General features: G+C 58.5%; 29 protein-coding genes, 2 tRNA genes and 3 pseudogenes. 20 read left to right on the top strand and 14 right to left on the bottom strand.

The features are described from left to right. Positions 1-86: 86 nt before the first annotated feature. From GKZ67_RS14220 to GKZ67_RS14210, 3 genes are read left to right on the top strand one after another with little or no spacing between them, the layout of a single operon-like run. Positions 87-812 carry a carboxypeptidase regulatory-like domain-containing protein gene (locus GKZ67_RS14220; protein ID WP_173243461.1) on the top strand — a complete coding sequence of 242 codons (726 nt, stop codon included), beginning with the start codon at positions 87-89 and terminating at the stop codon, positions 810-812. Beyond that, the gene (locus tag GKZ67_RS14215; protein WP_173243459.1) at positions 701-994 is read left to right on the top strand and encodes a hypothetical protein; all 294 of its coding nucleotides are present in this window, start codon (positions 701-703) and stop codon (positions 992-994) included. Before GKZ67_RS14220 ends, GKZ67_RS14215 begins: the two co-directional genes overlap by 112 nt. An 8-nt stretch (positions 995-1,002) precedes the next feature. Then, positions 1,003-2,451 carry an outer membrane beta-barrel family protein gene (locus tag GKZ67_RS14210; RefSeq protein WP_173243456.1) on the top strand — a complete coding sequence of 483 codons (1,449 nt, stop codon included), beginning with the start codon at positions 1,003-1,005 and terminating at the stop codon, positions 2,449-2,451. Positions 2,452-2,501: 50 nt separating this feature from the next. Here GKZ67_RS14210 and GKZ67_RS14205 read toward each other — a convergent pair whose 3' ends face one another. The 4 genes from GKZ67_RS14205 to GKZ67_RS14190 all read right to left on the bottom strand — a co-directional run bounded on the left by GKZ67_RS14205 (position 2,502) and on the right by GKZ67_RS14190 (position 5,064). Further along, positions 2,502-2,861, bottom strand: coding sequence for a hypothetical protein (locus GKZ67_RS14205; RefSeq protein WP_173243453.1), 360 nt, complete (start codon positions 2,859-2,861; stop codon positions 2,502-2,504). A 306-nt stretch (positions 2,862-3,167) separates the two neighbouring features. Then, positions 3,168-3,241, bottom strand: a tRNA-Arg gene (locus GKZ67_RS14200). 123 nt (positions 3,242-3,364) lie between these two features. Next, on the bottom strand, positions 3,365-4,075 hold the full coding sequence (locus GKZ67_RS14195; protein WP_173243450.1) for a TVP38/TMEM64 family protein: 711 nt from the start codon (positions 4,073-4,075) through the stop codon (positions 3,365-3,367). An 80-nt stretch (positions 4,076-4,155) separates the two neighbouring features. After that, positions 4,156-5,064, bottom strand: coding sequence for a DUF2167 domain-containing protein (locus GKZ67_RS14190; RefSeq protein WP_173243447.1), 909 nt, complete (start codon positions 5,062-5,064; stop codon positions 4,156-4,158). Between the two features lie 92 nt (positions 5,065-5,156). Between GKZ67_RS14190 and GKZ67_RS14185 the strand changes: the two are divergent. The 4 genes and pseudogenes from GKZ67_RS14185 to GKZ67_RS14175 all read left to right on the top strand — a co-directional run bounded on the left by GKZ67_RS14185 (position 5,157) and on the right by GKZ67_RS14175 (position 8,093). Next, positions 5,157-6,295, top strand: a pseudogene (locus tag GKZ67_RS14185) (cystathionine gamma-synthase). Between the two features lie 148 nt (positions 6,296-6,443). Further along, complete coding sequence (locus GKZ67_RS14180) at positions 6,444-7,073, top strand: SGNH/GDSL hydrolase family protein (protein WP_254244840.1); 630 nt, start codon at positions 6,444-6,446, stop codon at positions 7,071-7,073. A 67-nt stretch (positions 7,074-7,140) separates the two neighbouring features. After that, on the top strand, positions 7,141-7,440 hold the full coding sequence (locus GKZ67_RS22665) for an MBL fold metallo-hydrolase (RefSeq protein ID WP_217278601.1): 300 nt from the start codon (positions 7,141-7,143) through the stop codon (positions 7,438-7,440). After that, positions 7,407-8,093 (top strand): MBL fold metallo-hydrolase, encoded by a 687-nt coding sequence (locus tag GKZ67_RS14175; protein WP_217278600.1) that lies wholly within the window; start codon positions 7,407-7,409, stop codon positions 8,091-8,093. Before GKZ67_RS22665 ends, GKZ67_RS14175 begins: the two co-directional genes overlap by 34 nt. Positions 8,094-8,210: 117 nt before the next feature. Here GKZ67_RS14175 and GKZ67_RS14170 read toward each other — a convergent pair whose 3' ends face one another. Next, positions 8,211-9,212 carry an OmpA family protein gene (locus GKZ67_RS14170; protein ID WP_254244839.1) on the bottom strand — a complete coding sequence of 334 codons (1,002 nt, stop codon included), beginning with the start codon at positions 9,210-9,212 and terminating at the stop codon, positions 8,211-8,213. A 265-nt stretch (positions 9,213-9,477) separates the two neighbouring features. Here GKZ67_RS14170 and accD point away from each other — a divergent pair, with 265 nt between their 5' ends. The 9 genes and pseudogenes from accD to GKZ67_RS14140 all read left to right on the top strand — a co-directional run bounded on the left by accD (position 9,478) and on the right by GKZ67_RS14140 (position 14,616). Further along, positions 9,478-10,323, top strand: coding sequence for an acetyl-CoA carboxylase, carboxyltransferase subunit beta (accD, locus tag GKZ67_RS14165; RefSeq protein ID WP_173243441.1), 846 nt, complete (start codon positions 9,478-9,480; stop codon positions 10,321-10,323). A gap of 160 nt (positions 10,324-10,483) precedes the next feature. After that, on the top strand, positions 10,484-11,227 hold the full coding sequence (locus tag GKZ67_RS14160; protein ID WP_254244838.1) for an OmpA family protein: 744 nt from the start codon (positions 10,484-10,486) through the stop codon (positions 11,225-11,227). Positions 11,228-11,391: 164 nt separating this feature from the next. Then, the gene (locus tag GKZ67_RS14155) at positions 11,392-11,589 is read left to right on the top strand and encodes a hypothetical protein (protein ID WP_173240520.1); all 198 of its coding nucleotides are present in this window, start codon (positions 11,392-11,394) and stop codon (positions 11,587-11,589) included. A gap of 296 nt (positions 11,590-11,885) precedes the next feature. Beyond that, entirely contained in the window at positions 11,886-12,119 is a 234-nt protein-coding gene (locus GKZ67_RS23690; protein WP_254244837.1) for a hypothetical protein, read from the top strand. 32 nt (positions 12,120-12,151) lie between these two features. Next, positions 12,152-12,397, top strand: coding sequence for a hypothetical protein (locus GKZ67_RS23685; protein WP_254244836.1), 246 nt, complete (start codon positions 12,152-12,154; stop codon positions 12,395-12,397). Beyond that, the gene (locus GKZ67_RS23680; RefSeq protein WP_317172305.1) at positions 12,295-12,600 is read left to right on the top strand and encodes an OmpA family protein; all 306 of its coding nucleotides are present in this window, start codon (positions 12,295-12,297) and stop codon (positions 12,598-12,600) included. The genes GKZ67_RS23685 and GKZ67_RS23680 overlap by 103 nt, the downstream gene beginning before the upstream one ends. Positions 12,601-12,779: 179 nt before the next feature. Further along, positions 12,780-13,082 (top strand): hypothetical protein, encoded by a 303-nt coding sequence (locus GKZ67_RS22660; RefSeq protein ID WP_217278599.1) that lies wholly within the window; start codon positions 12,780-12,782, stop codon positions 13,080-13,082. Positions 13,083-13,144: 62 nt separating this feature from the next. Next, entirely contained in the window at positions 13,145-13,546 is a 402-nt protein-coding gene (locus GKZ67_RS22655) for an endonuclease III domain-containing protein (protein WP_217278598.1), read from the top strand. 87 nt (positions 13,547-13,633) lie between these two features. Further along, a pseudogene (locus GKZ67_RS14140) lies at positions 13,634-14,616 on the top strand (radical SAM protein). Here the strand turns inward: GKZ67_RS14140 and GKZ67_RS14135 are convergent. Beyond that, positions 14,613-15,137 carry a hypothetical protein gene (locus tag GKZ67_RS14135; RefSeq protein WP_173243437.1) on the bottom strand — a complete coding sequence of 175 codons (525 nt, stop codon included), beginning with the start codon at positions 15,135-15,137 and terminating at the stop codon, positions 14,613-14,615. The pseudogene GKZ67_RS14140 and the gene GKZ67_RS14135 overlap by 4 nt on opposite strands. A 47-nt stretch (positions 15,138-15,184) precedes the next feature. On the opposite strand from GKZ67_RS14135, the pseudogene GKZ67_RS14130 reads away from it, so the two are divergent. Together GKZ67_RS14130 and GKZ67_RS14125 are read left to right on the top strand one after the other, a co-directional pair. Beyond that, a pseudogene (locus GKZ67_RS14130) lies at positions 15,185-15,720 on the top strand (gamma carbonic anhydrase family protein). A 339-nt stretch (positions 15,721-16,059) separates the two neighbouring features. Further along, complete coding sequence (locus tag GKZ67_RS14125) at positions 16,060-16,443, top strand: TM2 domain-containing protein (RefSeq protein ID WP_173243435.1); 384 nt, start codon at positions 16,060-16,062, stop codon at positions 16,441-16,443. 607 nt (positions 16,444-17,050) lie between these two features. Here the strand turns inward: GKZ67_RS14125 and GKZ67_RS14120 are convergent. The 3 genes from GKZ67_RS14120 to GKZ67_RS14110 all read right to left on the bottom strand — a co-directional run bounded on the left by GKZ67_RS14120 (position 17,051) and on the right by GKZ67_RS14110 (position 19,102). After that, positions 17,051-17,458: an RDD family protein gene (locus GKZ67_RS14120; protein WP_173243432.1), complete on the bottom strand. Its 408-nt coding sequence runs from the start codon at positions 17,456-17,458 to the stop codon at positions 17,051-17,053. A 24-nt stretch (positions 17,459-17,482) separates the two neighbouring features. Then, positions 17,483-18,805: a hemolysin family protein gene (locus GKZ67_RS14115; protein ID WP_173243429.1), complete on the bottom strand. Its 1,323-nt coding sequence runs from the start codon at positions 18,803-18,805 to the stop codon at positions 17,483-17,485. Positions 18,806-18,979: 174 nt separating this feature from the next. Then, positions 18,980-19,102 (bottom strand) — tRNA-OTHER (locus tag GKZ67_RS14110). Between the two features lie 168 nt (positions 19,103-19,270). Between GKZ67_RS14110 and GKZ67_RS14105 the strand changes: the two genes are divergently transcribed. Further along, a complete protein-coding gene (locus GKZ67_RS14105; RefSeq protein WP_173243426.1) occupies positions 19,271-19,759 on the top strand; it encodes an Lrp/AsnC family transcriptional regulator in 489 nt (162 codons plus the stop codon). Between the two features lie 78 nt (positions 19,760-19,837). Here the strand turns inward: GKZ67_RS14105 and GKZ67_RS14100 are convergent, their stop codons facing one another. Further along, complete coding sequence (locus GKZ67_RS14100; RefSeq protein ID WP_173243423.1) at positions 19,838-21,745, bottom strand: SPFH domain-containing protein; 1,908 nt, start codon at positions 21,743-21,745, stop codon at positions 19,838-19,840. 131 nt (positions 21,746-21,876) lie between these two features. Next, positions 21,877-22,248: a hypothetical protein gene (locus GKZ67_RS14095; protein ID WP_173243420.1), complete on the bottom strand. Its 372-nt coding sequence runs from the start codon at positions 22,246-22,248 to the stop codon at positions 21,877-21,879. A gap of 183 nt (positions 22,249-22,431) precedes the next feature. On the opposite strand from GKZ67_RS14095, the gene GKZ67_RS14090 reads away from it, so the two are divergent. Continuing rightward, the gene (locus tag GKZ67_RS14090) at positions 22,432-22,764 is read left to right on the top strand and encodes a hypothetical protein (protein WP_173243417.1); all 333 of its coding nucleotides are present in this window, start codon (positions 22,432-22,434) and stop codon (positions 22,762-22,764) included. 100 nt (positions 22,765-22,864) lie between these two features. Here the strand turns inward: GKZ67_RS14090 and trxA are convergent, their stop codons facing one another. The 3 genes from trxA to GKZ67_RS14075 all read right to left on the bottom strand — a co-directional run bounded on the left by trxA (position 22,865) and on the right by GKZ67_RS14075 (position 25,605). After that, complete coding sequence (gene trxA, locus GKZ67_RS14085) at positions 22,865-23,194, bottom strand: thioredoxin (RefSeq protein ID WP_068341183.1); 330 nt, start codon at positions 23,192-23,194, stop codon at positions 22,865-22,867. A gap of 237 nt (positions 23,195-23,431) precedes the next feature. Further along, positions 23,432-23,620, bottom strand: coding sequence for a hypothetical protein (locus tag GKZ67_RS14080; RefSeq protein WP_173243415.1), 189 nt, complete (start codon positions 23,618-23,620; stop codon positions 23,432-23,434). Beyond that, entirely contained in the window at positions 23,593-25,605 is a 2,013-nt protein-coding gene (locus GKZ67_RS14075) for a hypothetical protein (RefSeq protein ID WP_173243413.1), read from the bottom strand. Before GKZ67_RS14075 ends, GKZ67_RS14080 begins: the two co-directional genes overlap by 28 nt. Between the last annotated feature and the right edge of the window lie 26 nt (positions 25,606-25,631).

The following is a 25,631-nucleotide window of genomic DNA, read 5'->3' as shown; positions in this document are numbered from 1 at the left end:
ATTTAATATATAACAAATAAACAATGAAACAGAGTGTTTGGGCGGTGTCTCGTTTGGGGATTTTTAGTTTGTTGTTACTGTGTGGGTTGAATGCGGCGCGCGCGCAGAATGGCACCGTGCAGGGTACGCTGCAGGAAGTAGGCAGTGGGCAGCCCATCTCATTTGCCAGCGTAGTGTTGCTACGGAGCCGCGACTCGACTTTCGTGGCCGGCACCCAGGCCAGCGAAACCGGGGCCTTTGTGCTGGCCAAGGTGCCGCTGGGGCAGTATGTGCTGCGCGCCACTGCCGTTGGTTACCGCACCGGCCGCCGGGTAGTATCACTCACGGCAGCTGCGCCCACCTTAGCGTTGGGTACGCTGCGGCTACGGCTGGCTGCTACCCAACTCACCGATGTGGTCGTAACGGCTGAGCGCCCGGTAGTGAGCGACGGCCTCGATAAAAAAGTGGTAGACGTAACCAAGGACCTGACCATAACCGGCGGCACGGCCATCGACGCGCTGCAAAACGTGCCCTCCGTGACGGTGGACCAGACCGGGGCCGTCAGCATCCGGGGCTCGGGCGGCGTAACCATCTTTATCGATGGCAAGCCCACAACGACGACGCTGGACCAGATTCCGGCCAGCAGCATTCAGAGTATTGAGGTGATTACCAATCCCTCGTCGCGCTACGATGCGTCGGGGCGGGCGGCATTCTCAACATCGTGCTCAAGAAAGAGCGCCGCGACGGGCTCAACGGCCAGGCCAGCGCCACGGCGGGCACCGGCGAAAAGTACAATACCTCCCTTAGCCTTAACTACCGCAAAGGCAAGCTGAATGCCTTTGGCTCGTATGATTTTCGGCGCGACCGCCGACGCATCAACGGTACGCTCGACCAGAGTACCACGGCCAACGATACGACGCTGCTGCTGCACCAGGACCGTAGCGGGGTCAATTACCAGACCTCGCACGCGGTACGCCTGGGCCTGGACTATGGGCTTACCCCGAGCAGACCCTGACGCTGGCCGTGCAGCCGCGCTTCAACCAGCTTTATAACGACGAAACGCTCGACTCGCGCCAGCTAAACCTCACAGCAGGCAGCCAGGTGGTACCGGCCGGCACCAGTCACCGCAGCAATGCTACCAATGGCATCTTCCGGTCGGCTGATGTAACGCTCGACTACCGCCGCACCTGGGCCCGGCACGAGGGCCGCGAGCTTACGGCCAACGCCGTGTACACGCCCCTGCTAGCTGATAATCAGGTGGGCTCTACTATCGTTGCGGTGGATAACGCGGTGCAGCTTCAGCAGCAGCGTACTATCAACCATACCACGCAGGGCACGGCTCAGCTTGATTATGTACACCCGCTAACTGAGAAAAGCCGCTTCGAGCTGGGGGCGCGCAGCTCGCTGCGGCAGTACGACCTCGACTATCGCTTCAGTAGTACGCCGGCGCTGCCCTACGATCCGTCCAACCGCTTCATTTACAAGCAGTACGTGCAGGCGGCCTACGGTATTTACGCCAATGCGCTGGGCAAGCTCAACTACCAGCTGGGCCTGCGCGGCGAGCAAACCAACCTGAGCGGCCAGCAGCTGGCTACCGACGCCAAGCCGATTCCGCACCATTATTTCGACCTTTTTCCGAGCGCCGTACTGGCCTACGAGCTGCCGCACGACCAGCGGGTGCAGCTGAGCTACTCCAAGCGCATTCAGCGGCCCGACGCGGGCGAGCTGAACCCGTTCACCGACCGCTCCGACCAGTTTAACCTCGTAACGGGCAACCCCAACCTGCTGCCCGAGTACGTGCATTCGGTAGAACTGGGCAACCAGCTGACTTTTGCGGGTGGGCGTAGCCTGAGCGCCACCGCTTTCTATCGGCTCGAAACTAACACCGCCCAGGGGTTTCGCCAGGTTATCTACGACTCGCTTTCCCGCCGCCAGGTTACGAGCACCACCCGCCAGAACCTGGGCCAGGAAACCTCCTACGGCCTGGAGCTGGTGGGAGCCAGCCCGCTTACCGAGTTCTGGAAGGTGAACGTCACGGCCTCCACCTTCCGCCGCCTCATTCGGGGCTCCTCGGGCGTGGTGCCTATCAACACAGCCAGCCAGGTGTATACCACGCGCCTCAACAACACGTTCACTCTCACCAAGCAGCTCGGCGCGCAGCTGGCGCTCAACTACCGCTCGCCCATCAATACGGCGCAGGGTACCCGCAGCGCAAACTTCAACGTCGACTTTGCCGCCCGCTACAACGTGCTCGGCGACCGCGGGACGATTACGCTGCGCGTGGCCGATATCTTCAATACGCTCCATTTTAACTCTACGGCCTATGGCGATGCCTTCGCCACCGACCAGCGTTTCAAGCGCGAGTCGCGCATTGCCTTCCTGGGCTTTGCCTACCGCTTTGGCCAGAATCAGGCCGTCAAGCCCACGAAGAATAAGAACGACCAGGAGGATGCCGGCGGCGGATTTGAGTAAAGAACCGGAGAGCTGATGTTGGATGAAGCCAGTAGTAATTTCTGCGCTGGCTACAAGTTGAATCTGAGGCGAAAGGCCCTTATTAAGTCGGCTATCTGTAAGTGTGCAGCCAGCCGCCCGGTTGTCTTACTGGCCGTGCCAGGAGCCGGCTTGGTTTGCTCAAGCCAGGCCACCGCCTCACTCATCTCGTTGAACAGCGAAATAGTCGCGTTGGGCAGCCTGGCCATGATTTCATGGGCCATAGCTTGGCCACGCACGGAGGGCGCATACACCCAGGCCATTTGTCGGATACCGGCCAAGTCTATATAGGGCATAAAATTGCTGGCCATCCAGGCGGCTACCTCCCGGTCGACATTCGTAATTTGCAGGTTGCTGTTGAGAACGCGGGGTAAGAGTTTAACAGAAAGCACTTAGCGAGCTCCAGGCAAGTCGCCTGCACAGTATGTAAGGTTAGCTCGCCGTACCAATCCACGAACAGCCAGTCATTCCAGGTGTCGTAGTAGACATAAGCGCAGGGCGCGGTACAGAGTAGGGAAAGGTTCATACCCGAGCGTGAAGAGTCTCTATAAAAGTATGATAGCGAGGCTGGTTCTTGCACAAGTATTTTTTGACTCAGGCAGGTTGAGCGTATGGATGTGAAGCCGACAATCTAGTCACTAAAAACCTCAAAATAACTAATAAAAAAGGCCCTCCGCATATGCGGAGGGCCTTTTTCGTGGTCGTATAAGGAGTCGAACCTTAAACCTTCTGATTCGTAGTCAGATGCTCTATCCAATTGAGCTATACAACCAATTTCCCGTGTTGGGACTGCAAAGGTAGGAAGAAATTTTTCGCCTGCCCAAATTCGCCGCGATATTTTTGGCTAAAAAACAGCTTGCAGCGCAGCAATTGGGTAATAATCAGGGCGAAAATATTAGCTGGCCGGGGTGCTGCGCCGCAACACCCGCTGCAAGGCCTGGTTGAATACTATAAACAGGCCAAACAGGGAGGCGGCTACCAGGCCCAGCAGTACCAGTTTGCTGAGTGTACCCTCGTCGGGGTCGCGCAGCAGCATTAAGACATCCTGAGCCTTGGTGCCAAGCCAGTAGAAAAAAAGGCTGCGTGGGAGCATACCTACCACCGAAGCTACCAGAAAGCGGCGGCGCGCCACGCCCACAATAGCCAGTACGAAGGTCATCAGCGCAAAGGGCAGCACCGGCGACAAGCGCGTGAGGATAATGAGCGACCAGCTTTGACTTTGCAGCTCGCCGAGTACGGCGTCGGCTTTGGGGAAATGGTGCAGAAAGCTGCGCAGCTTGCCGTGGTCGAGGCGGCGGGCCAGCTCATAGCCCAGGGCAGAGGCCAGCGCGTAGGCAACCACCATGCCCGCCAGGCCGCTCCAGCCAAAGTAATAGCCCGTGATGATGGCCACGAACGTAGTAGGCGTGAGCGCCAGCGCCATTGTGAGGCCCACTACCAGAAAGTACAGCAGGCTTTGGCTAGGCGAAAGTTCGTGCAGCAGCGTAGGGCGCTCGTAGAGCAGGCCCAGCGCCGAGGTCGAGCCCAGCAGCGGCACGGCCAGCAGCAGGCCCATCGTGAGCAAGGTGGAGAAGTTCTTTTGGAAAAGCTCGCGCAGAAAAGCCATTCTGAAAAAAGCCGGGGCCGGCCATAGGGTAGGCGAAAGTACCTACGCAAAGGCCAGCCCCGGTGCTGCGGCTGCCGGCACTACTCTTCCGTTTTGGTGCCGAAGCCAAAAAAGCGCTTGATGGCCGTCCAGGCGCCGCCTAGCGCCAGTAAGCCTAATTTCCAGAATTTCAGAATGATAGCAAAGAACCCCACCTTCGCTAGTACCTTGCCGGCAATGAGGCCGCCGATGCCGTAGGCGGCTACCTCATCTATACCAGCGCTGTAGTCGTTGTATTGCTGCCCCTTCACGAAGGAAACATTGGTGAGCAGGTCGGGAATGCTGGCCTTGATTTCGGGCAGCTGCTTGGGCGTAGCAATGGCATTGAAAACCAGCACGCCCTTGCGGCCCAGAATGCGCACGTTGTAATTAAGCGTCTCGTCCAGGCCATCGCCAAAGCGTAAGAGCTTGGCCCAGTGCAAGGTGTGCTGGGTTTTGTCGTAGTATGGCGGGGCGCCCCAGCCTATGAGATGCACGGCATCGTAGCCGCTTTTCACGCGCTCCTGATTTTCTTCATCGACGTCCTTCTGCATTTCTTCCAGCAGCTCGTCGTACTTGATGTCGTCGGCATCGTTGTCCTTCACGTAGCCCATGGGGTCGAACTGAATAAGATAGCCCCAACTGCCATCGCTCATGGGGCCGCGGTCGGCCGGAAAAAGCATTCCCAGGCTTTCCTGCGGCGGGTTGTGCCAAAGCGTATGCATCACCCGGGCGCTTTGGGCCGAGTCGAGGTAGCGGAAGCCGCGCGGCACCGTTAGCTCGCCCACCCCACCGGGTAGCATAATGTGGCCCTGCTGGTAGCGAAAGGTGCCGTTGATAGAATCGACCGCGGCCTGATAAGCCGCTGCCGAATCGACTACCACCGGTGGCCGTACTTTTTTCGGGGGCGCGGCGGCAGCCGTAAAAGTGAGCGCAACAACGCCGCCCACCAGGAGTACTAGTTTTTTCATGTGCTTGAGCTAAGTAATAAACGAATATTCAGCGCTAAAGATAGACAGTGCCAGCCGGCGCGCAAGCAGCCGGGTAGGTACCTTTGCGCCCTATGAAATTCGCGACCAAAGCCATTCACGCCGGCGTACATCCCGACCCCGAAACCGGGGCCATCATGACGCCTATTTACCAGACCTCGACCTACGCGCAGCGCTCGCCCGGCGACAACCGGGGCTATGAGTACTCGCGCACCCATAATCCCACGCGTACCCAGCTGCAGGATGCCCTGGCAGCCCTCGATAATGGCCGGCACGGCCTGGCTTTTGCCTCGGGTATGGCCGCTATCGACTGCGTGCTGCACCTGCTCAAGCCCGGCGACGAGGTGATTTCGACCGACGACCTCTACGGCGGCAGCTACCGTATCATGACCAAGGTGTATGAGCCGCTGGGCATCAACTTTCACTTCGTGCCAATGGGCGATATGGAAGCCGTACGCGCCAAAGTGACGGCCAACACCAAGCTCATCTGGGTCGAAACGCCTACCAATCCGCTGCTCAACATTATCGATATAGCAGCGGCGGCGGCGCTGGCCAGGGAAGCCGGCGCGCTGCTGGCCGTCGACAACACTTTTTCGACGCCCTACCTGCAGGAACCGCTGGCGCTGGGGGCCGATATCGTGGTGTATTCACTTACCAAGTACATGGCCGGCCACTCCGATACGGTGATGGGGGCGCTGGTTTTCAACGATGAGCACCTGCTTGAGCGCCTGAGCTTTTATCAGAACGCCTGCGGCGGCACGCCCGGCCCGCAGGACTGCTTTCTGGTGCTGCGCGGCCTCAAGACCCTACACCTGCGCATGCAGCGCCATTGCGAAAACGGCCGCGCCATTGCCGAATACCTGCGCCAGCACCCCAAAGTAGATAAAGTGTATTGGCCGGGCTTCGAAAGCCACCCCAACCACGCCATTGCCGCCCGGCAGATGCGCGATTTCGGGGCATGATTTCCTTCGTGCTCAAAGGTGACAAGAAGGAGGATGCTATTGCGGTGCTCGAAAAATTCCAGCTCTTTACCCTGGCTGAAAGCCTGGGCGGCGTCGAAAGCCTGAGCGGCCACCCGGCTACCATGACGCACGCCAGCATCCCGGCCGAGCAGCGCCGCAAGGCCGGCCTCAGCGATTCGCTTATTCGCCTGAGCGTAGGCATCGAGGATGCTGAAGATTTGATTGACGACCTGGCCCAGGCAATCGGCTAGGGGCCGCGCTGCCGGCCAAGCTGCCCTACCGGCTCGTAAGTAGAAGGGCGGCGCTGATGCGCTGCCCTTTATGCTTTATATGCGATTTTTTCTATTCTTAACCTTTTTGCTGACTGCGTGCGCCTGGGCGCAGTTGTTGCCTATCCCTGTGTCTTCTGCTGCGTCTGCCGCTCCGGCTATTCCGTACCTCGCCCTGGGCGATTCCTACACCATCGGCGAAGGCGCTGCTCATGCCGACCGCTGGCCGGTGCAGCTGGCTGGCCTGGCCCGGGCGCAGGGGCTGAAGCTGGCCGACCCCGATATCATTGCCCGCACCGGCTGGACTACCGCCGAGCTGCAGCAAGCCATTGTGGCCAGTGGTAACCACCGCACCAACTATGGCCTAGTATCGCTGCTCATCGGTGTTAATAACCAGTATCGGGGGCAAAGCCTGGAGCTATACCGCACCGAATTTCGGCAGCTGCTGGCTACGGCAATAGGCTTCGCGGGCGGCAGCGTGCACCACGTAGTAGTGCTCAGCATTCCTGACTGGGGCCAGACGCCCTTTGCCCACGACCGCGACCCGGACCAGATTAGCCGCGAAATCGACCAGTTCAATGCAGCAGCGCAGGCCGAATGCCAACGCGCCGGGGTGGCCTACATAGCTATTACCGACCTCACCCGCGCCGCGGCCGGCCATGCCCACCAGTTTACCAGCGATGGCCTGCACTACACTGGCCAGCAGATGCAGCAATGGGCCGCCCGAGCGCTGCCCGTGGTGCAGGCGCTGCTGAAGTAGCCGCCCACAAAACATCCGGGCCGCCGTTGCGTCATAGGCAGGCAATACCCTATTCTCTGCTTCGCTCATGCTGCTTCAGCCCCGCCGTGCCGGCAACAAGTATTACAATGTGCTGCCTACCAGCGTGAGCCCGCCCTCGGGCTACGCCAGGCTGCTGAGCCGCTACCTCTTTGAAAAAGCTGAGCGTGAGCCGCGTGAGCCGCTCGGCCCTTTTCGGGCAGATGCAGGGGCGCTGGCCGCGCCCGTGCCGCCCACGTCGCTGCATGCTACCTGGCTCGGTCACAGCACTATGCTGCTCGAAGTTGATGGCCGTCGCTTTCTTACCGACCCCGTGTGGAGCGAGCGGGCCTCCCCTCGCAGCTGCTAGGCCCCAAGCGCTTTTTTGCGCCGCCGCTGCCGCTGGCGCAGGTGCCGCCGCTCGATGGCATCCTGCTTTCGCACGATCACTACGACCACCTCGACGAGGCGGCTATCCGGGCGCTGGCCCCGCGTGGCGAGCAGTTTTTTTGCCCGCTGGGCGTGGGGGCGCACCTGCGCCGCTGGGGCGTGGCGACTGATTGCATTACGGAAGTTACGTGGTGGGATAATATCGCGCTGGCGCCCGATTTTGAGCTTATCGCTACCCCGGCACGGCATTTTTCGGGTCGGGGGCTACTCAATCGCGACAGTACACTCTGGGCCTCGTGGGTACTGAAAGGGCCGCAGCACCGCGTGTTTTTCGGTGGCGACTCGGGGCCGTTTGACGAGGCTTTCGAGCAGATTGGCGCGGCGTATGGCCCGTTTGACTTGGTGATGCTCGAAATCGGCGCTTCCGACCCCGAGTGGGCTGCTATTCACCTCGGCCCCGACAACGCGCTGGCCGCTCACCGCCTGCTGGGCGGCGGCCCGCTGCTGCCGCTGCACTGGGGAACCTTCAATCTGGCCTTTCATGCCTGGCGGCAGCCCGTGCAGCGCCTCATCGAGGCAGCCGGCCCTAAGGTGACCTTGCTGCTGCCCGCCCCGGCCAGCGCCTGGACGTAGCCGCCGGGCCAATCAACTCGCAGTGGTGGAAGTAGTTGCAGTAGTGCAGCACAAGCACAGTCCCTACTAAGGGCCGCCTCTGCCTGAGGTCGGACTTTAGTATATATATATTATATTCTAAGGTTTTGGCGCGCCGCTGTTGCTGTCGAGTATCTGAAACAGCTCGTCGAGCTTAGGGGTAAGAATAATCTCGGTGCGGCGGTTCAAGGCCTTGTCCTGGGGCGTGTCGTTGGGAGCCACCGGCACGTACTGCGAGCGGCCCGAGGCCGTAATGCGGCTTGGCTCTACGCCGCTGGCCGTGAGCAGGCGCGCAATGTCGGTGGCGCGCAGCGCGCTCAGGTCCCAGTTGTCGGTAATGCTGCCGGTGGGGCGCATGGGCACGTTGTCGGTATGGCCTTCCACTACCACGTTCACGTCTTTCTGCTCCTGCAATACCGTGGCCAGCTTTTTCAGGGCTTCCTGCCCTTTGGGGTCTACCTTGGTTGAGCCCGATTTGAAGAGTAGCTGCTCGGAGAGCGACACGTATACTTTGCCATCCTTGAGCTTCACTTGCAGGTCTTTGGAGTTGAAGCTGAGCAGCGCATTGCTTACGCGGGCCTTGAGGTCGTTCACCGCCTTGTCCTTATCAGCCAGCGCCTGAGTCAGCTCGGCCAGCTTGGCTTCGCGGGTAGAAAGGTCCGATTTGGCTTTTTGCAGGCTGATGTCGAGCGCCCCCAGCTCGCTTTCGCGGGTAGCCAGGTCTTTGGCCAGCTTGCCATAGTCGGCATTGCGGTCGGCCAGGGCGCGGTCGCTGTTCTTGAGCAGCTTATCGTAGCTATCGGTGAGCTGGGTATAAAGCGTACGGGTGCGGCGCAGGGCATTGCCGGTCTGGGTCGAGTCGGCTACAAGGCGCTTCTGGTCGAGGCGCAGCTCGGCCAGCGCATCGGTGGTTTTTTGCAGGTCGGCCTTGGCTTGGCGCAGCTGGCTTTCGGCGCTGGTGCGGGCTTCCTGCTCACTTTGCTGGCGGGCCTGGAGGTCTTCGTAGCGCTTGGCCGTAACGCAACTGCTAAGCCCTGACGCACTGACCGCCAGCAAGCTCAGGCCCAGGAAAGGGCGATAAAAAAACAAAAACTTTTTCAAGCAGAAAAAGGCCGTACGCGGCCGGCTAAGTGATGGTTGGGGCAAGTTACAGCCGCACCGGGCATGCGTGCGTGCTGCCAGGCTGGGCAGGCTCGTGGGTAGCTTACGGATTCCTCATGTGGCGTTCATCTCACTGGTTCCGTTCTGATGGTAACTATCGCGTAATTTTGCCCCTCTGAAGATTGGGAAAATACCCCTTGTCCTATATTGGCTGGGCCAGTCCCTCTTCACCTCTCATTCGTCATTTCTCCAGTTCCCCACCAGTATGGCTTGGTTCAAGCGCCAGGAAAAGGGCATTATCACCCCCACCGAGCAGAAAAAGGAAACGCCCGACGGCCTGTGGTATAAGTGCCCCGAGTGCAAAACCGTGGCTACGATGGCCGAGCACAAGCGCCTGCACTACGTGTGCGCCAACTGTGGCCACCACGACCGCATCGACGCGGCGGCATATTTCGAGATTTTGTTTGATGGCGGCCAGTTTGAAGAGCTGGATGCCAACCTGACTTCCGGCGACCCGCTCCACTTCGTGGATACCAAGGCCTACCCGCAACGCGTGCAGGCCACCGAAAAAAGTACCGGCCTGAAAGATGCCGTGCGCACGGCCCACGGCCAGTGCACTGGCCAGCCGCTGCTAATTGCCGCCATGGACTTTCGCTTTATCGGCGGCTCGATGGGCTCGGTAGTAGGCGAGAAAATTGCCCGCGCTATCGACTACGCCCGCCAGCAGCGTATGCCTTTTCTCATGATTTCGCGCTCGGGCGGGGCCCGCATGATGGAAGCCGGCTACTCGCTCATGCAAATGGCCAAAACATCGGCCAAGCTGGCGCTGCTCTCCGAGGCCGGAGTGCCTTATATCAGCCTGCTGACTGACCCCACGACGGGCGGCGTGACGGCTTCGTTTGCCATGCTCGGCGACTTCAACATTGCGGAGCCGGGGGCGCTTATTGGCTTCGCCGGCCCGCGCGTTATCAAAGAAACGATTGGCAAGGACCTGCCGAAGGGCTTCCAAAGCGCCGAGTTTGTGCTGGAGCACGGCTTCCTCGACTTTATTGTGGACCGCCGTGAGCTGAAGCAGCGCCTCACCGACGTGCTGGCTATGCTGGCAAAATAATAAGCGTAATCGGCGTGTAGGGCGTAATGCCGTGCTCACCATGCCCAGCGACAGTCAGTACTCACTGGCACGACTTTGGAAAAGCCCGCTCTGGTAACCAGAGCGGGCTTTTTCGTATAAGCCCAACTGACGTTGATTTTTTTCACCAAAAACTCATAAAATGATTACTTCCAAGTCTGTTCTGGCCATGCTGATGGCCTTTGTGCTGCTGCTAAGCTCCTGCGCTTCGTCGCGCCAAACTACCACGCAGCCCGACTTATCCAGCAATAATGGCACGGGAGTGCGCAAAGATGGCATGAACAAAACTACCAAAGGTGGCCTTATCGGTGCCGGTGGTGGCGCAGTGGCCGGGGCTATTCTGGGCCGCGTAATCGGTGGCGGCCGCGGCACCGCTGCCGGGGCTATTCTGGGGGCCGCCGTGGGCGGCGGCGCGGGCGCACTCATCGGCCGCAAAATGGACAAGCAAGCTCAGGAGCTCCAGCGCGATATGGCGAATGCCAAGGTGGAGCGCGTAGGCGAGGGCATCAAAATCACCTTCGACTCGGGTATTCTGTTCGATACTAATAGCAGTGCCCTGCGCCCCGCTTCGCAGGCCGATATCAGCAAGCTGGCCGCTACGCTCCAGAAGTATCCCGACACCAACGTGCTGGTAGAAGGGCACACCGACTCGTCGGGCTCCGATGCCATCAACCAGCCCCTGAGCGAGAACCGGGCGCAGGCCGTAGCCAATGGCATTACGGCGCAGGGCGTGGCCGCCAGCCGCATTACCACCAAAGGCTACGGCTCGTCGCAGCCCGTGGGCGATAACACGACGGCCGAAGGCAAGCAAGCCAACCGCCGCGTAGAAGTAGCCATCTTCGCCAACGAAAAGATGAAAAAAGCCGCCGAGGCCGGTACGCTATAAGCTGTAATTCAAGCTATTGGTTTGATAAGCCCGGTGTCTGTCAGGCACCGGGCTTTTTCAGGGCCGTACAGCAACTACCTGCCTTACTGTCGCGTTAAAGTCTGGCACGGCCGGCGAGCCGCTGCGTTTTTTCCTTCTTCTTCCATTCAACGTTCTGCTGCATTATGAAATTCTGTTCGGGATTCTTCGCCACACTCTTGTTATTCTTTGTGCTCGTAAGCTCAGCTGCTCAGGCCCAGGACCATCCAAAAGGCTGGAGTGATAAGGCCAAAGGTGCCGCTATTGGCGGCGGCGGCGGGGCCATAGTAGGTGGGCTGCTGGGTGGCGGCAAAGGTGCCCTGATAGGGGCCGGGCCGGGGTAGTAGCCGGGGGCTGGTCGGCCGCAACCGCGATAAGAAGTATCACCCGACCCGCTACAATCACTATGTAAACAACCCCAATAAGCGGGTGCCTGTGCCCGTGCACCACTATGTGCATCGCTAGGGCTGCGGCACTACCTCCTGGCGCTACTTACCTTACAACGAGCCCGGCCTACTGCCGGGCTCGTTTCTTTTAAAGCGAAGTCAAGGGTTTGGCAAGGTGGTTGTAATTGCCGAACTTGCAGCCGCGTAGCTGCTATACTAACAGGCAGCCGTATTTTTATTTCCTCTTTTTCTTCATGAAAATTTTTAAACACTCTTTTGCCTATCTGCTTGCCTTCGTAATGCTGCTGGGCCACTTTGCACAGGCACAAACCACTACCGTTACCACCGACAAGCCCGCCGGTATGAGCAAAACCCTCAAGGGTGGCATTCTGGGTGGCTTGGGCGGCGCCGCCGGCGGGGCCATTCTGGGCCGCGTTATTGGTGGCAAGTCGGGCACGGCCAAAGGAGCTATCCTCGGGCCGCCGTAGGCGGAGCCGGTGGGGCACTGATTGGCCGCAAGATGGATAAGCAAGCGGCTGAGCTGCGCCGCGACCTCGACGGAGCTACCGTGGAGCGCGTGGGCGAAGGTATCAAAATCACGTTTGCTTCGGGTATCCTGTTTGGCAGCAACTCGGCTACGCTGACGCCGGGGCTACCGGCAATATCGACGAGCTGGCTACCACGCTTCAGAAGTATGCCGATACTAATATCGTTATTGAAGGCCACACCGATGCTTCGGGCTCCGATGCCATCAACCAGCCCCTGAGCCAGCGTCGCGCCCAGGCGGTAGCCAATGAGCTAACGACTAAAGGGGTGGATACCAGCCGCATCACGGCTAAAGGCTATGGCTCGACCCAGCCGGTAGGCGACAACTCGACGGCGGCGGGCAAAGCAGCCAACCGCCGCGTGGAAGTGGCCATCTTCGCCAACGAAAAGATGCAGAAAGCCGCTAAGAAAGGCCAGCTCTAAGGACCACTGAGTAGCGCGGATTTTAGCCGATTTCACGGATTTTGTGGACGGCTGCCTTGCGGCTGATGACGTAGTAAGTAACGAAAAAGCCGCCCATCGGGCGGCTTTTTCCGTTTAAGCAAACTCTTCTTAAGAAACTGGCTGTAAAGCTAGGCACGCCGACAAAATCTGTTTACTCCGTGGTTCAAGTAACTTCTTCGCCGCTCGATAAAGCCCTGGCTGACCATAGTATCCTGGACGGGTTTTTTGGGCGGGTGCCCACGGCGGCTCGTCGCACGCCCATGCGTGAGCTTATCTCCACCCTGCTCTCGCACCGTACCACCCACGCCGACGAAGAGTTGGCCTACGACCGCATGCTCGAAGCTTTCGGCGACTGGGAAGGTGTGCTACGCGCCCCCTTGATGACCTCATTCACGCCATTCGCACCACGCGCTGGCCGGCCACCCAGGCCCCGCGCATTCAGGATATTCTGGGCCGCATAAAGGCCGAAACGGGCGGCAGCTTCACGCTCGATTTCCTGGCCGACTGGCCCACCGAAAAGGCGATGCAGTGGCTTACCGATATGCCGGGCATTGGCTTGAAAACGGCCTCTCTGGTGCTGCTCTTCAACTTCCGCAAGCCCGTGCTGCCCGTCGATGCCCATGTGCACCGCGTGATGCAGCGCCTCGGCGTGCTGGGGCCAAAAGTATCGGTAGAGAAGGCGCATGACGTGCTGCTTGCCCTGCTCAAGCCGCACCTCGACCCCGAAGGCCTGTTCAACTTTCACAAGCACAACTACTGGCACGGGCAGCAAATCTGCTTTTTTCAGAAGCCTAATTGCCCGCGCTGCCCGCTCAAGGGCTTTTGCAGCTATTACCAGGAGCATTACGGCCCAGCCACACCCGAGGCCCTGGCCGCCACGCCCACGCACTGGGATGCAGCCGCCTGGGGCCAGCTGCCGCATTAACTTCGTAGCGTAGACGCTGCGAGTCCGCGCGTTGCTTCGTTGAACAACGTTCTCACGCGCGGGCTCTCAGCGTCCACGCTACCGCTTATGCGCCTCGTCAAGCATCCAGTATTGTGCAATTACTATGTTACGTACCGCTGCAATGCGAAGTGCGCGTTTTGCGATATCTGGGAAAAGCCCTCGCCCTACATCACCCTGGCCGATGTGGAGGCCAACCTGCGCGACCTCAAGCGACTTGGCGTTAAGGTAATTGACTTTACGGGCGGTGAGCCGCTGCTGCACCGCCAGCTGCCCGAGTTTCTGGCGCTGGCCCGGCAGCTGGGCTTTATCACGACCGTAACGACCAATGCACTGCTCTACCCTAAAAATGCCGAAAAGCTGCGTGGGCTGGTCGATATGCTGCATTTTTCGCTCGATAGCATCGACCGCGACACCCACGACCGGGGCCGGGGCGTGGCCTGCTACGATTTTGTGCTCGAAAGCATGCGCGTAGCCAAAGAGCTGGGCGAGCGGCCCGATATTCTGTTCACCGTCTTCCGGCACAACCTGGCCGACCTGGAGCGCGTGTACCGCGAGATTACGCAACCCAATGGGCTGATACTCATTCTGAACCCGGCTTTTGAGTACGGTGACGTCGATACCGGCGAGCAGCTGAGCGAAGAGGAGCTGGATTTTCTGTCGGCTTTCGGCAAGCGCAAGGGCGTGTATTTGAATGAGGGTTTTATCGCCTTGCGCCGCGATGGTGGCAACCACGTAGCCGCGCCCGTGTGCCGGGCGGCCAGCACTACGCTCGTCATTTCGCCCCACAATGAGCTGGTGCTGCCCTGCTACCACCTCGGCGACCAGAGGTTTCCCATCAACGGCCGGCTGTTCGACCTCTACCAGGCCCCGAAACCCAGCGTCTGGCCGCGCTCGAGGGCCGCCTGCCCGCCTGCGAAGGCTGCACCATCAACTGCTACATGCAGCCCAGCTTTGCGGTCGAAACCAGTAAGTATTTCTGGCAGGCGCTACCCAGCACGCTGAAGTATAATTGGGAGAAAGGAACCTGGAAGCGGCTGCTGCGGGCTTAATCTGCCACTTCCGGCTGCGCGCCGCGGATACGCAGCTGGCTCATTATCTGTTGGATGGCTGCTGGCTGCTGGGTGCCAATAAGCAGGCGCTCGCCGCTAGTCAGAATGAGTTGCAGCCCCTGGTTGCCCCAGGCATTATATGCCCCGCTTTCACCTCCAAACGTACGAATGCCCCAGCCGCCGTACTCGCTCATGGGCGCATAGGTGCGTATGTAAGCCCGCCGTACTTGCGCCCAGGGTGTGAAACGCCACTCGCTTTGCAGTGGGACAAAGCGCACGCGCACGCCGTCGGTTGACAATTGCGTGTGCAGCTTCGCAAAACCTAGCAGCAAGAAGGATAGCAGGGTAACGAACGCTGTCATGCCGGCCATTTCCAGCGCGCTGTGCCGGCTATCTACTCCGATGACCACTCCTAAAACAATGGCCGGCGCTAGCAGCGCCAGCCCCACCAGTGCCGCAGCATCGGCTGGCACTCGGCGAAAAGCGGGGGAGAGGACGCGGCGGGCATAGGCATTAGTCAAAGGTAGCCGCCGGGCATACATTTGGAAATTCATTTGCCACCGCAGCTATGCCCGCTCTTATTTTGCCCGTTCACGGCGTGTTACCTACCATTGGGCCCGACTGTTTTCTGGCCGACAACGCGACCATTGTGGGCGATGTAGTGCTGGGGCGCGGCTGCACCGTGTGGTTTACGGCCGTGATTCGGGGCGACGTAAACAGCATCCGCATCGGCAACGAAACCAATATTCAGGATGGAGCTGTGCTGCACTGCACCTACGAAAAAGCGGCCCTCACCATCGGCTCGCGGGTGAGTATCGGCCACCGTGCCCTGGTGCACGGCTGCACCGTGCACGACGATGTGCTCATCGGCATGGGTGCCATCGTGATGGACCACGCCGTGGTCGGAGCCGGCTGCCTCATTGCGGCCGGGCGGTGGTGCTGGAAAACATGGTGTGCGAGCCCGGCTACCTCTATGCAGGGGTGCCAGCCCGCAAAATCAAGCCTGTGAGCGCGACGCAGGCCGAAGGCCTGCGTCGCACGGCCGCCAATTATCAGCTGTATGCCAGCTGGTTTTCAGCAAACCCGTATGAAAAAAAAGAATAAAAATGCTCATCGACGTAAATAGTGGAAGAATGTTTTATGAGTGAATAGGAAATCAATTGCCGGCCTGATAGTTTTGCCAGTAAGTTTTACCCTTTCACCCTTCACCTTTTTTTACTGTTACCAGATGAGAAAGACTTACCACCTGCTATTGGCCCTCGGGGCTATGGCTGCCTCCCTGTCTTCGTGCAGCCGCTCCAACTATGCTTTTAACAGCAGTACGCCCGCTTATTTAGGCTCAGAACCTGTGCGCTCTATTGTAGCAGAGGCTCCGTCGGCTAACAAGACTGTCGCGACAGTTGTAACCCCGAAGCTGCCACTGTTGTTACGGAAACTGTGCCTATGCACCGGGCTGTTCGTCCTTTAGCGCATCATGCTACAGCGCCAGTAACCGCGAAGGCTATCGTAAAAGCTGCAACTACTGAAAAGGCTGAATTAACTAAATTTGACCGTAAGGCTTTCAAAAAAGAGGTAAAGCACCAATTGGCAGCAGCTCCTAAGTCAACAACAGTTGAAGGCAAAAGCCAGATTGTAGCGGCTGTCCTCTGCTTCTTTTTGGGTGGTTTGGGCATTCATGACTTCTACCTCGGCCGCGTAGGAAAAGGGATTTTGCAAATTATTCTCTCAATCCTGTTGGTCGGCTTTATCCTAGTTATCATTGACTTTATCCGTATCCTTCTTGGCACTGAGAAGCCAAAGGATGGTGATTATGCAAAGAAACTATAGGGGCGTAGCTATGAGCAGGCAATAATACCAGCTCCATACTAAAGAGGCGGCTATTCTATCAAAGAATAGCCGCCTCTTTAGTATGGAGCTGGTATTGCTATTTAACTGTTGAGCTTGGCGCTGAGTTTGTAGCTGGCATGTTAACAGCATTAACCATGCGGGTAGGGTGTGGCTTGTAAATGGCCCCAGTTGCAAAGTCAATACCCACACCAAGTAAGCCAACCAGCAGGACGTCAGCAACTAATGCACCTACCCGGATTTCGCGCTGTGGCTGTCCAGGTAGGGGTCTGGTCCGCTGGTAGTCGGTAATACCTCCACCAAGAATAGTGGCACAGCTAGAGAGTGAGCTAGCAATTAACCCGAAGGCTATAATTTGTCGAAGTCTAAACATACAGGCAGAAAAAAGAGGTAAAAACCAATCGCTAGTTGCTATGCAATAGTTTTTGGCAAGGAAAGAGATGGCTACAGTACGCTTACTATGTGCGCAAAATAAGCGTTTATATGGGGAATCTATACTTATTTCCTATGGCAATGCAATAATATCTAGCGAGTCGTTTATGTAAACAATATTACTTCTATAGACGGCTCGCAAGCTATTACTATCAGTCTAGTAATCCAAATGAATAACTTTTGTTTTGGATACACGGTCGTGCCAAGCAAGCTTATTCGAACTGAACAGTAGGCTAAGTGGCTCTAAAGGAAGGAATCGGCATGCAGTACGCAGCAAAAGCTGGCCAGTATGAGGCGCCGCGTCATTATTTGTTACCAGCTGGGTGCCAGTTAAAAGCTTGCCTATAGTACGCTTGAAAAATATTTCCATCCCCGCGTAGTAGGCGAACATAATTGCCAGCACTACAAAGCGATAGCCTTCAGGCTTGAGTAAGCCGGTTGGCAGAAGCCGCAACAGGCCCAGAAATAAAAATAGAATACAGCCGATATCTACTACCCAAGTAAGTAGGCGACGTATTTTCGAGGCTTCCATAAAACTAGCCGCAGGAATATAGGCGGCTAGCAAAGCTACGCATTTAATTCAAGCAATTTATGCGGCCAACGGGTCGACCTCTGGGGTTGAGGCAGCTATCACCCGCAGCTGTACCATCTCGACTACGCGGCCGGTGCGGCTCAGCACCCGGAACTCGTAGGGCTCGAATACGGCCACGTCGCCGACCTCCGGGATGTTGCCGTAAAGCACATTCAGCAGGCCACCCACGGTTTCGTAGTCGTCGCCTTCGGGCAGCGGGAAGGGCAGGTATTCGTTGGCGTCGGAGATGGCGGTGGAGGTATTCACCCGGTATTCGCTTTCCGACATTTTCTCCACTACCGGCACCTCGTTATCGTACTCGTCCTGGATTTCTCCCACCAGCTCTTCCATAATATCCTCGATGGTAACGATGCCTGATACGCCGCCAAACTCGTCGCTCACCACGGCCATCACAATGTGCTTGCGCTGAAACTGGCGCAGCAGTCTATTGATTTTCTTAGTTTCAGGCACGAAGTAAGCCGGGCGCATAATCCGGGCCAGCTCCAGCGGCTCGCCGTTGCGGATGATGGGTAGCAGGTCTTTTACATATAGTATTCCTACTATATTATCAATATTGCCCTCGAATACGGGCAGGCGTGAGTAGCCTTCGCTAAAGACGGTTTCGAGGATTTTCTCTTCGGGGGCGTTCACGTTGAGGGCAGCGAGCTTGGTGCGGGGCACCATAATCTGCTTCACCATGCGGTCGTTGAACTGAAACACGTTCTCAATCAGCTCGTGCTCCGAATCCTGGATTTCCCCGCTTTCCTTGCTTTGGTCGATAAGCAGGCGCAGCTCGTCGGAGGTGTGGGCCTCGGTACCGTGCACATTGCTGATGCCCACCGCACCGAGCAGCAGGTTGGCCGCTTTCGACAAAAACCAGGTTAAAGGCAGGGTGGCCAGGTAAAATGCGCGCAGCGGCAGCACCAGCGCCAGGCTAATGGCTTCGGGCCGCTGAATAGCCAGTGCTTTCGGAAACAGCTCGCCGAAGAGCACGTGCAAAAACGTCAGGATGATAACGCCCAGCGTAACGGCAATGCTGTGGGCCGTTATGGGGCTGATAGCCAGGCCAAGGCGCGGCAGAAAATCGAGTACGATACCCGAAAACAGCTCTTCGCCCACGGCGCCCAGCAGCAGCGAAGCCAGTGTAACCCCCAGCTGCGTTGCCGAAAGGTAGTCGTAGAGCCGGCGCAGCACGCTCACGGCCTGGCCCGCCAGGCGACTCCCTTCCTTGGCTTTAATTTCCAGCTGCGAAAGACGCACCCGGATAAGGGAGAACTCTGCCGCAACAAAGAACGCGTTTATTAAAATCAGGAAAAGTGTAAAAAGTATTTTTATGCCCATGAGCCTGGCTTACCACCGATACGAACCGCCGGGGTAGCCTCAGTTGCACAAAAGTACGCACGCTGGCAGGGCGGGTTTGCTGCGGATACTATAATTCAAGGATTTGGCTGGGGTATACTGGCAAAGAGCCGCTTTCCAGGCTCGGAAAGCGGCTCTTTATAGCCCAGGGCTATGCTGTAGCGGAAGGACTTGAACCTCCACGAAGTAGTTAGGCAGCTACTCCGAAAAGCAGCGGCTTTTTCCCATGCTCTTCACCCCGAGAGAGGAGGGCGTGTCTGCCAGTTTCACCACACTACAAGGTTGGCATCGCCACGCCGGTTGCGTTTTGATGGGTCAAAGATAAGGCGCAGATTTTGGTTTTTGCAAATTTCATTTAAAAAATGCCCAAAAATTATTTAATCTTCAATATAGAAGCCGAATTTGTGATAAATTGTTGTAATTTTGGCTTTCCATTAGCAATCCCAAATGCCCCGTACTTACGAACTAGATGACATTGACCGCCGCATTCTGAGCCTACTGGTGCAGGATGCCAAGCTGCCGTATTCCGAAATTGCCCGGCAGCTCCACGTTTCGGGAGGCACCATTCATAGCCGGATGACGCGCCTCGAGGAACTGGGTATAGTGCGCGGGGCCACCCTCGACCTCGACCTGCAAAAGGTAGGCTTCGGCATTCAGGCTTTTTTAGGCATCTTTTTGCTTAAAAGCTCTTATTGCGATACGGTTATTGCGCAGCTACGCACTATTCCGGAGGTTATCAGCGTGCACTTTACTACGGGTAGCTACAACCTGTTTGCCCGGCTGGCCTGCCGCGATACCCAGCACCTGCGCAATGTGCTGCACGACCTGGTGCAGCAGATAGAAGGCGTAGAGCGCACCGAAACCCTGATTTCGCTGGAAGAAGTATTCAGCCGCGCCGTGCAGCTGGAAGACGCTACTGCTCCGGTAGCTGAGTAGCATCGGGTAGCTATTAAGCAGAAGGGCGGCAACCTGACCGGTTTGCCGCCCTTAGTAGTGGTAAGTGGGTGAGTTGGGCTACACTGTCGGCGTTTCTGGCGCAGCTGCTTCGGGTTTACCAGTCTGGCTGGCTGGCCCGGCTTTTTGATTTTGTACCAGCAGGCCCACCAGCGCTTCGACCAGGCCGCCGCTGCCGGCGCCCGAGCTGCCATTGGCTTGCACATCGGGCGTGATTTTCACCTGGCGGTCGCCGATTATCTGCATTAGCTGCAGGGCAGTAAACTCGCGGGTGCCAAGGCTGGCCACGCCTACCTGGTACGCCTCCGCCTTGGCCTGGCCGATGGCCCGGATGGCTTCGGCTTCGCCCACGCCGCGCAGGCGGGTGGCTTCGGAATCGGCAATGGCGCGCAGGCGGGTGCTTTCGGCTTCGCCGCCGGCGCGCAGTTTAGCAGCTTCAGCCTCGCCGCGTACTTTTTTTACCTGTGAGTTAGCATTTAGCTCGGCAATATTTACGCCCTGCTCACTCTTTACCAGCTCACTTTGAATGTCGGCGATGCTGGTTTCGCGCACCAGCGCCTGGCGCTGGGTTTGGGCGGCCTGCTGCACCTCGTAGGTTTTGCGCTGCTCCTCGGCCAGCTTGCGGTCGGTTTGGGTGGTCATTAGCTGGGCCGGCGGCACGATGTCGCCAATGAGCGTGTCCACGGCCTGCACATTGTAAGTAGCCAGCGCATTACGAATAAAGGTAGCGGCATCACGCTGCCGCTCGGCGCGGTTGGTGAGGTAGTCGAGCACCGTGTATTCCTGCGAGCTGTTGCGGAAATAATTGCCTACAATTGGCTCCAGTACATGGTCTACCAGGTTTTGCATAGAGCCCACCCGCGAAATAACCCGCGGCGCATCCAGGGCCGCTACGTGAATAATCTGGGCCACATCAAGGTTAAAGGAGAAACCGTCGCGCGAGCGCACAGTAATGCTGCTCAGGGAATTGTCGTAGCCGTGGGCTTCGGTACGCACGGCCCAGTTGAGCACGATGTTAGTAGTGGGCACCAGCTCGACGCGCATAATCCGCGTGTTAAGGGGCTGGCGGCCAGGGTACAGCGGCGTTACCCAAATGCCTTTGTGGCCTACTTCCACAAGGTTGCCGTGGGTGAAATCGGCCCCGCTTACATCCTGAGCCGGGCGCCCCACAAACGAGATGACCACGCCCACATGGCCAATCGGAATCTCGGTCATGGGCACCTGCTCGACGCGGCAAAACCACGGGTTCAGGTTCCAGGCGCCGCTCAGCAGCACCTGCTCCTGCAGGCCGCGCCGGCCGCCTGCACTCAAAAAGCGCTGGGCATCCTGAAAGTTGTCGTGCTCCGGAATAACCGGGCCGGCTATTTCGCCGGGCTCAATCGGAATGCCGTCGAGCGTGGTAACAATACCCACCGCGTCGGGGGCTACTCTGTACACGGCCAGCTCGTTGGGGTTCATGCCCATCGAATCGGCATTGCGCCGGGTGATGATGGTAAACAGGGCCGTATTAATACGGTAAGTGCCCGCCGTTAATATTCCGAGCTGCCGGCCCTTCTCGCCGCCGCTGGTCAGAAACGCGCGGGCATCCTGGTAGTCGTCGCAGGCAACTACGCGGCCCAGCATGTGGCTGGGCGGAATGGGGCTGCCGCCATTCGCAACTACCAGTCCGATTTCGCCCTGCGGCACCACGGTTACGGGCTCTTTGGTAACGGCAAACTGCCAGGGCCACAGAAAAAAGTGCCAGCCCGGCGCTAGGGTATCCGCTTGGAGGCCCGCCTCGCCTTCCAGGGCAATCAGGCGGCCGGCAGCCAGGCTGGAGTTGGCAAACTTCTTGGCCACGATGCCTACTTCTAGCTCGCCGATAACGACAATTCCCAGCAGCGACCGGGCTACCAGCAGCAGGATCAGTAGCCCGCCCAGAATAGCAAGCAGGGTATAAAAGAAGGGAACAGTAAGGGCTGCAAGCATAAAATTGATTTAAAGAGGAATAGCAACGCCGAAAGATAACAGCTCCGACCCGTTGGGCTTACCTGAGCCGCGCCCATAAAAAAACCTTCCGGCCTAGCCGGAAGGTTTTTAGCGTATGCTATTGCGCTAGCTTACATCTTGGTTTTGGTCGTGGTCGTCGTTTTGTTGGCCTTGTAGCGCATATCGGGCGTTCCGTCCTTCTTCATCGGGCCGGCCGCGTGCATCGTCGAGGTGGAGGTAGTTTTGTTGGCCTTGTAGCGCATGTCGGGCGTGCCATCGGCCTTCATTTTGGTCGTGGTGGTCGAAGACGAAGCGGCCGGGGCCATCATGCCCGTTTTGGTAGTCGTAGTAGTCTTGTGCGTGGCAGGGGCCGGCATCGTTTTAGACGATGTCATTTTGGTCGAGCTGCTGCTCATGGTGCTGGCAGCCGGGGCCGTTTGGGCCTGTGCCGAAAGGCCGCCCAGCACGAGTAGCGCAGAGAGGAAACCGAGAATGCGTTTCATGGTAAAGAAGTAAAAAAAGGTGGGAAGGGGAAAGCGCCGCCGTAAACGACTGCAATTGGCCAGTAATATAAGTAGTTTCAAGTAAATCAAAAAAGAATCTGATTTAGCAGCAATAAAACTGGTGCACGTTTTGCCTGTTCAAAAGTCATTCCAGCTTTGGAAGTCATTTTTTCCTTTTCCACCATGAAAAATTTATTTTGCTCAGTAGCTGCCTTTTGTGGGCTACTTGCAGTCTCAGCCCCATTAGCGCAGGCTCAAGACCGTACTCCGGCCATAAATGCCCGGCAGGCACAGGAGCGTAATCGCATCAGGCAGGGAGTGCGCTCGGGTGAGCTGACCCGGCCCGAAGCTGCCCGCCTGCGCGGCCGTGAAGCCAGAATAGGCGCCGATAAGCGCGCTGCCCGCGCCGATGGTGTCGTGACGCGTGGTGAGCGCCAGGAAATTCGCCACGACGAGCAGCGCACCAGCCGCGCTATCTACAACCAGAAGCACGACCGGCAGGTACGCCGCTACTAGCGGCTAGCCTCTTTTACTGCTAAAGCTAAAAGCCCAAAAAGCCCCGCATTGCTATAATGCGGGGCTTTCTAGGGTTACTTAAGCTGAGTAGCACCAGGTACTAGGCGGTTACCTGGGCTTCGAGCTTCTGAGCGAGTACGTGCTTGGGCACGGCACCCACTTGCTTATCTACAATCTGACCGTTCTTGAATACCAGCAGCGTCGGAATGCTGCGGATTCCGAACTTCATGGAAGTCTGGGGGTTAGCGTCTACATCTACCTTGCCAACGATGACCTTGCCTTCGTATTCTCCGGCCAGCTCTTCTACTACCGGGCCTACCATGCGGCAGGGGCCGCACCATTCGGCCCAGAAGTCCACAAGTACCGGTTTGTCCGAGTTGATAATCTCCTCGAAGTTGGCGTCGGTTATTTCAATTGCTTTATGCGCCATGACGCTAAGGAATAGGTTAGTGAAATTACGTCCGGCGTGTACAGCCAACGCGGCTGCAAGGTAGCGGAGTTGAGGTAAAACAAACGAGGTAGGGGAAAGTTCAGCCGGTAGCGCGGCCGCCTGAAGAATGGCAAGCGCACGCAATGTCCTTGAGCGGACTGAAGCTAATGCTTGCTAGGCCGGTGCAGAACTGCCTGTTCAATACTGGGGCGATGAATGCGTTTAGCTAGCCCTGATTCAAGGAGTTACTATGAGACGCGCCGTGCTAAGGCGCTGGTTGTCGGCATCGAGCACCAGAAAATACGTGCCAGCAGCCAACTGAGACAAGCCAGACAGCGGCAGCTGAGTAAGGCCGCTGGGGAAGGGGGTAGGCGGCAGAGGTGCGGCTACCAGCCGGCCTACCGCGTCGAATAGTCGGAGCCGCACGCAGCGAGCGGTGGGTAGCGCCAGTTGGACGGTGAGGGGCCGGTCGTGGGGTTAGGGTAAGCTAGCACGGCCGAGGCCAGTACGGCAATAGTGGCCGCAGCTTCAGCTACGACCGCCCGGTCGGACCGCATCGCCTCCCGGTAGGCTGGGCTGGCACACAAAGTCGTAATGGCTGCCGCTGGCTGGGGCGGCAGCAGCCGCGTGCAGGCTGTCGGCAGAGAGGGAGCAGCCGGTAACGGGTCGTTGGTGTCCTCGACAGTGGTGGGGTAGCTGGCTACGAGCAGCACGGGCTGGGCATCGGGCGCATCGGGCCGCCGTAGCTGCACCCACACTTTCACACTCACCGGCCCCGCGGGCAGGAAGCCATCGCAGTCGGTCGGCCCATCAAGGGTAAATACTTGGTCGGGCAGGCAGCCAGCCGAGACATACGCGGTGCGCACCAGGTGTTGTACCGGGCCGGCCGGGTCGTCGCTAAGGGGTAATGGTGCTTCGTAGGTAGCAAAATCGCCGGGCGGTAGCGTAGCGGGGTAGCTACTGCCCGCCACTACCAGCGCCGCTCGAAAATCGGTGACTACCAGGCCCGCCGCCGGGTTCAATGCATAAGCCAAGTCGGCGGGCAGGCGAAAGCGGTAGCGCAGGCGCGAATGCCCGTCTGCGTCGCGCACAGTCGTTACCTGGCGCTGCACCGTAGGGCGGCGCAGCAGGCTAAGTACGCCTAGCACCTCGTTGTAATAGGGGTAGCGGCTTACTGCGGGTGCCGTAACCGCGCCAGGCGTAGCTAGCCGGATGATGCCCAGCGTGTCGGTAGGCTGCGAAAACCCCTTTACCCGGCTACCTGTTTGGGCGTACGCATTAGGTTGTTGCGCAGGGACAACCCCTGTCCCCGGCAGGTTGGTCGACAGGCCCCCAACGGTCAGATAATCCAAGCCGTTGAGGAAGCGCTCGGTACGAGGGTCTTGCAAAAAAGCCGGGCTCAAAAAGTTTCGGCTACCAGTGCGCTGGTCTGCGCTACTGGCCCTGAGCCAAAACCAAGCTGCCGAATCGAGGCTCATGGCCAGGGCTGGGTCGTGAGTAGTGGCTTGCAGCCAGTTCAGGCGCTGGCGCTGCTGGCTGGCCGCCGCCACGTCGTAATAGCCAGTAGTGAGCAGCGAGCCGGGCGTCTGGCCCTGGTAGCCCAGCATAGGGAAGCCCCGCATCGAGCCGCTATCCTGCACGTTTTCGGCGCCGTAGGGCGAAAGCAGCAGCCCGGCTATCGGCCCGGTGGCCGTCACCCTGGGCAGGTTGAGCATCGTTGGGTTCATGGCCATCACATCTATTTCCAGCTCCGAGCGAAACAGGCAGGTGCAGGGGTCATACTCGAGCGGAAAATCGGCCACGAACCACTTACCCGCCTGGTTCAGGTGGCGGCCCACGCCCGTAAGCACAGCCCCCAGGCCAGCAGGCGCGTCGAGCAGTGCCGTGGCCGGGGCTGCCACCCGGTTCAGCAAGCCAGATTTGGTAGTCAGCCCCTGGCCGGCGGCAAAACGCAGCGTCAGGTAGTGGTAGGTGTAGGCCTGCTGCGGCTCGGCCACCGTGGCGAACACGCGCAGCAGGCCCGTAAAGCGATGGTAAAGTACCACGTAGGGTAGGGGTGCTCCGGCCGGCCGGGGCTGACCCTGCTCGGTATAGCCTAGGTTGTAAGCCAGCAGTTCCCAGCCATTGGCCGGCAGGTCGGCCGAGCCTGATAGGAACACGGTTTCGAGGTTATCAGGCTGCTGGTAAGGCGTGTACTCAAAGTAGGCGCGTCCCTGACCCGTGCGCGGACTCACACTATAGAGCTGATAAACCCGATTGTCATACGGCGGGGGCGTTGCCGGATTCCACCAATTAAAAAATGTATTGCGGCGGTCGGGCCGTACGGAATTAATCGGCTGGGTCGGGTCGGTGCTGATGCCCGTAGCCGGGCAGGGTCCCGCCGGTTGGGCCAACCCGCCCAGCCAGCCCATAGTCAGCCAAAATGCTAAAAAACAGC

It is taken from the genome of Hymenobacter sp. BRD67 (genome assembly GCF_013256425.1).
Classification (GTDB): domain Bacteria; phylum Bacteroidota; class Bacteroidia; order Cytophagales; family Hymenobacteraceae; genus Hymenobacter.
The sequence above is the reverse complement of the archived record's forward strand: the minus strand, read 5'-3'. Positions and strand labels throughout refer to the sequence as shown.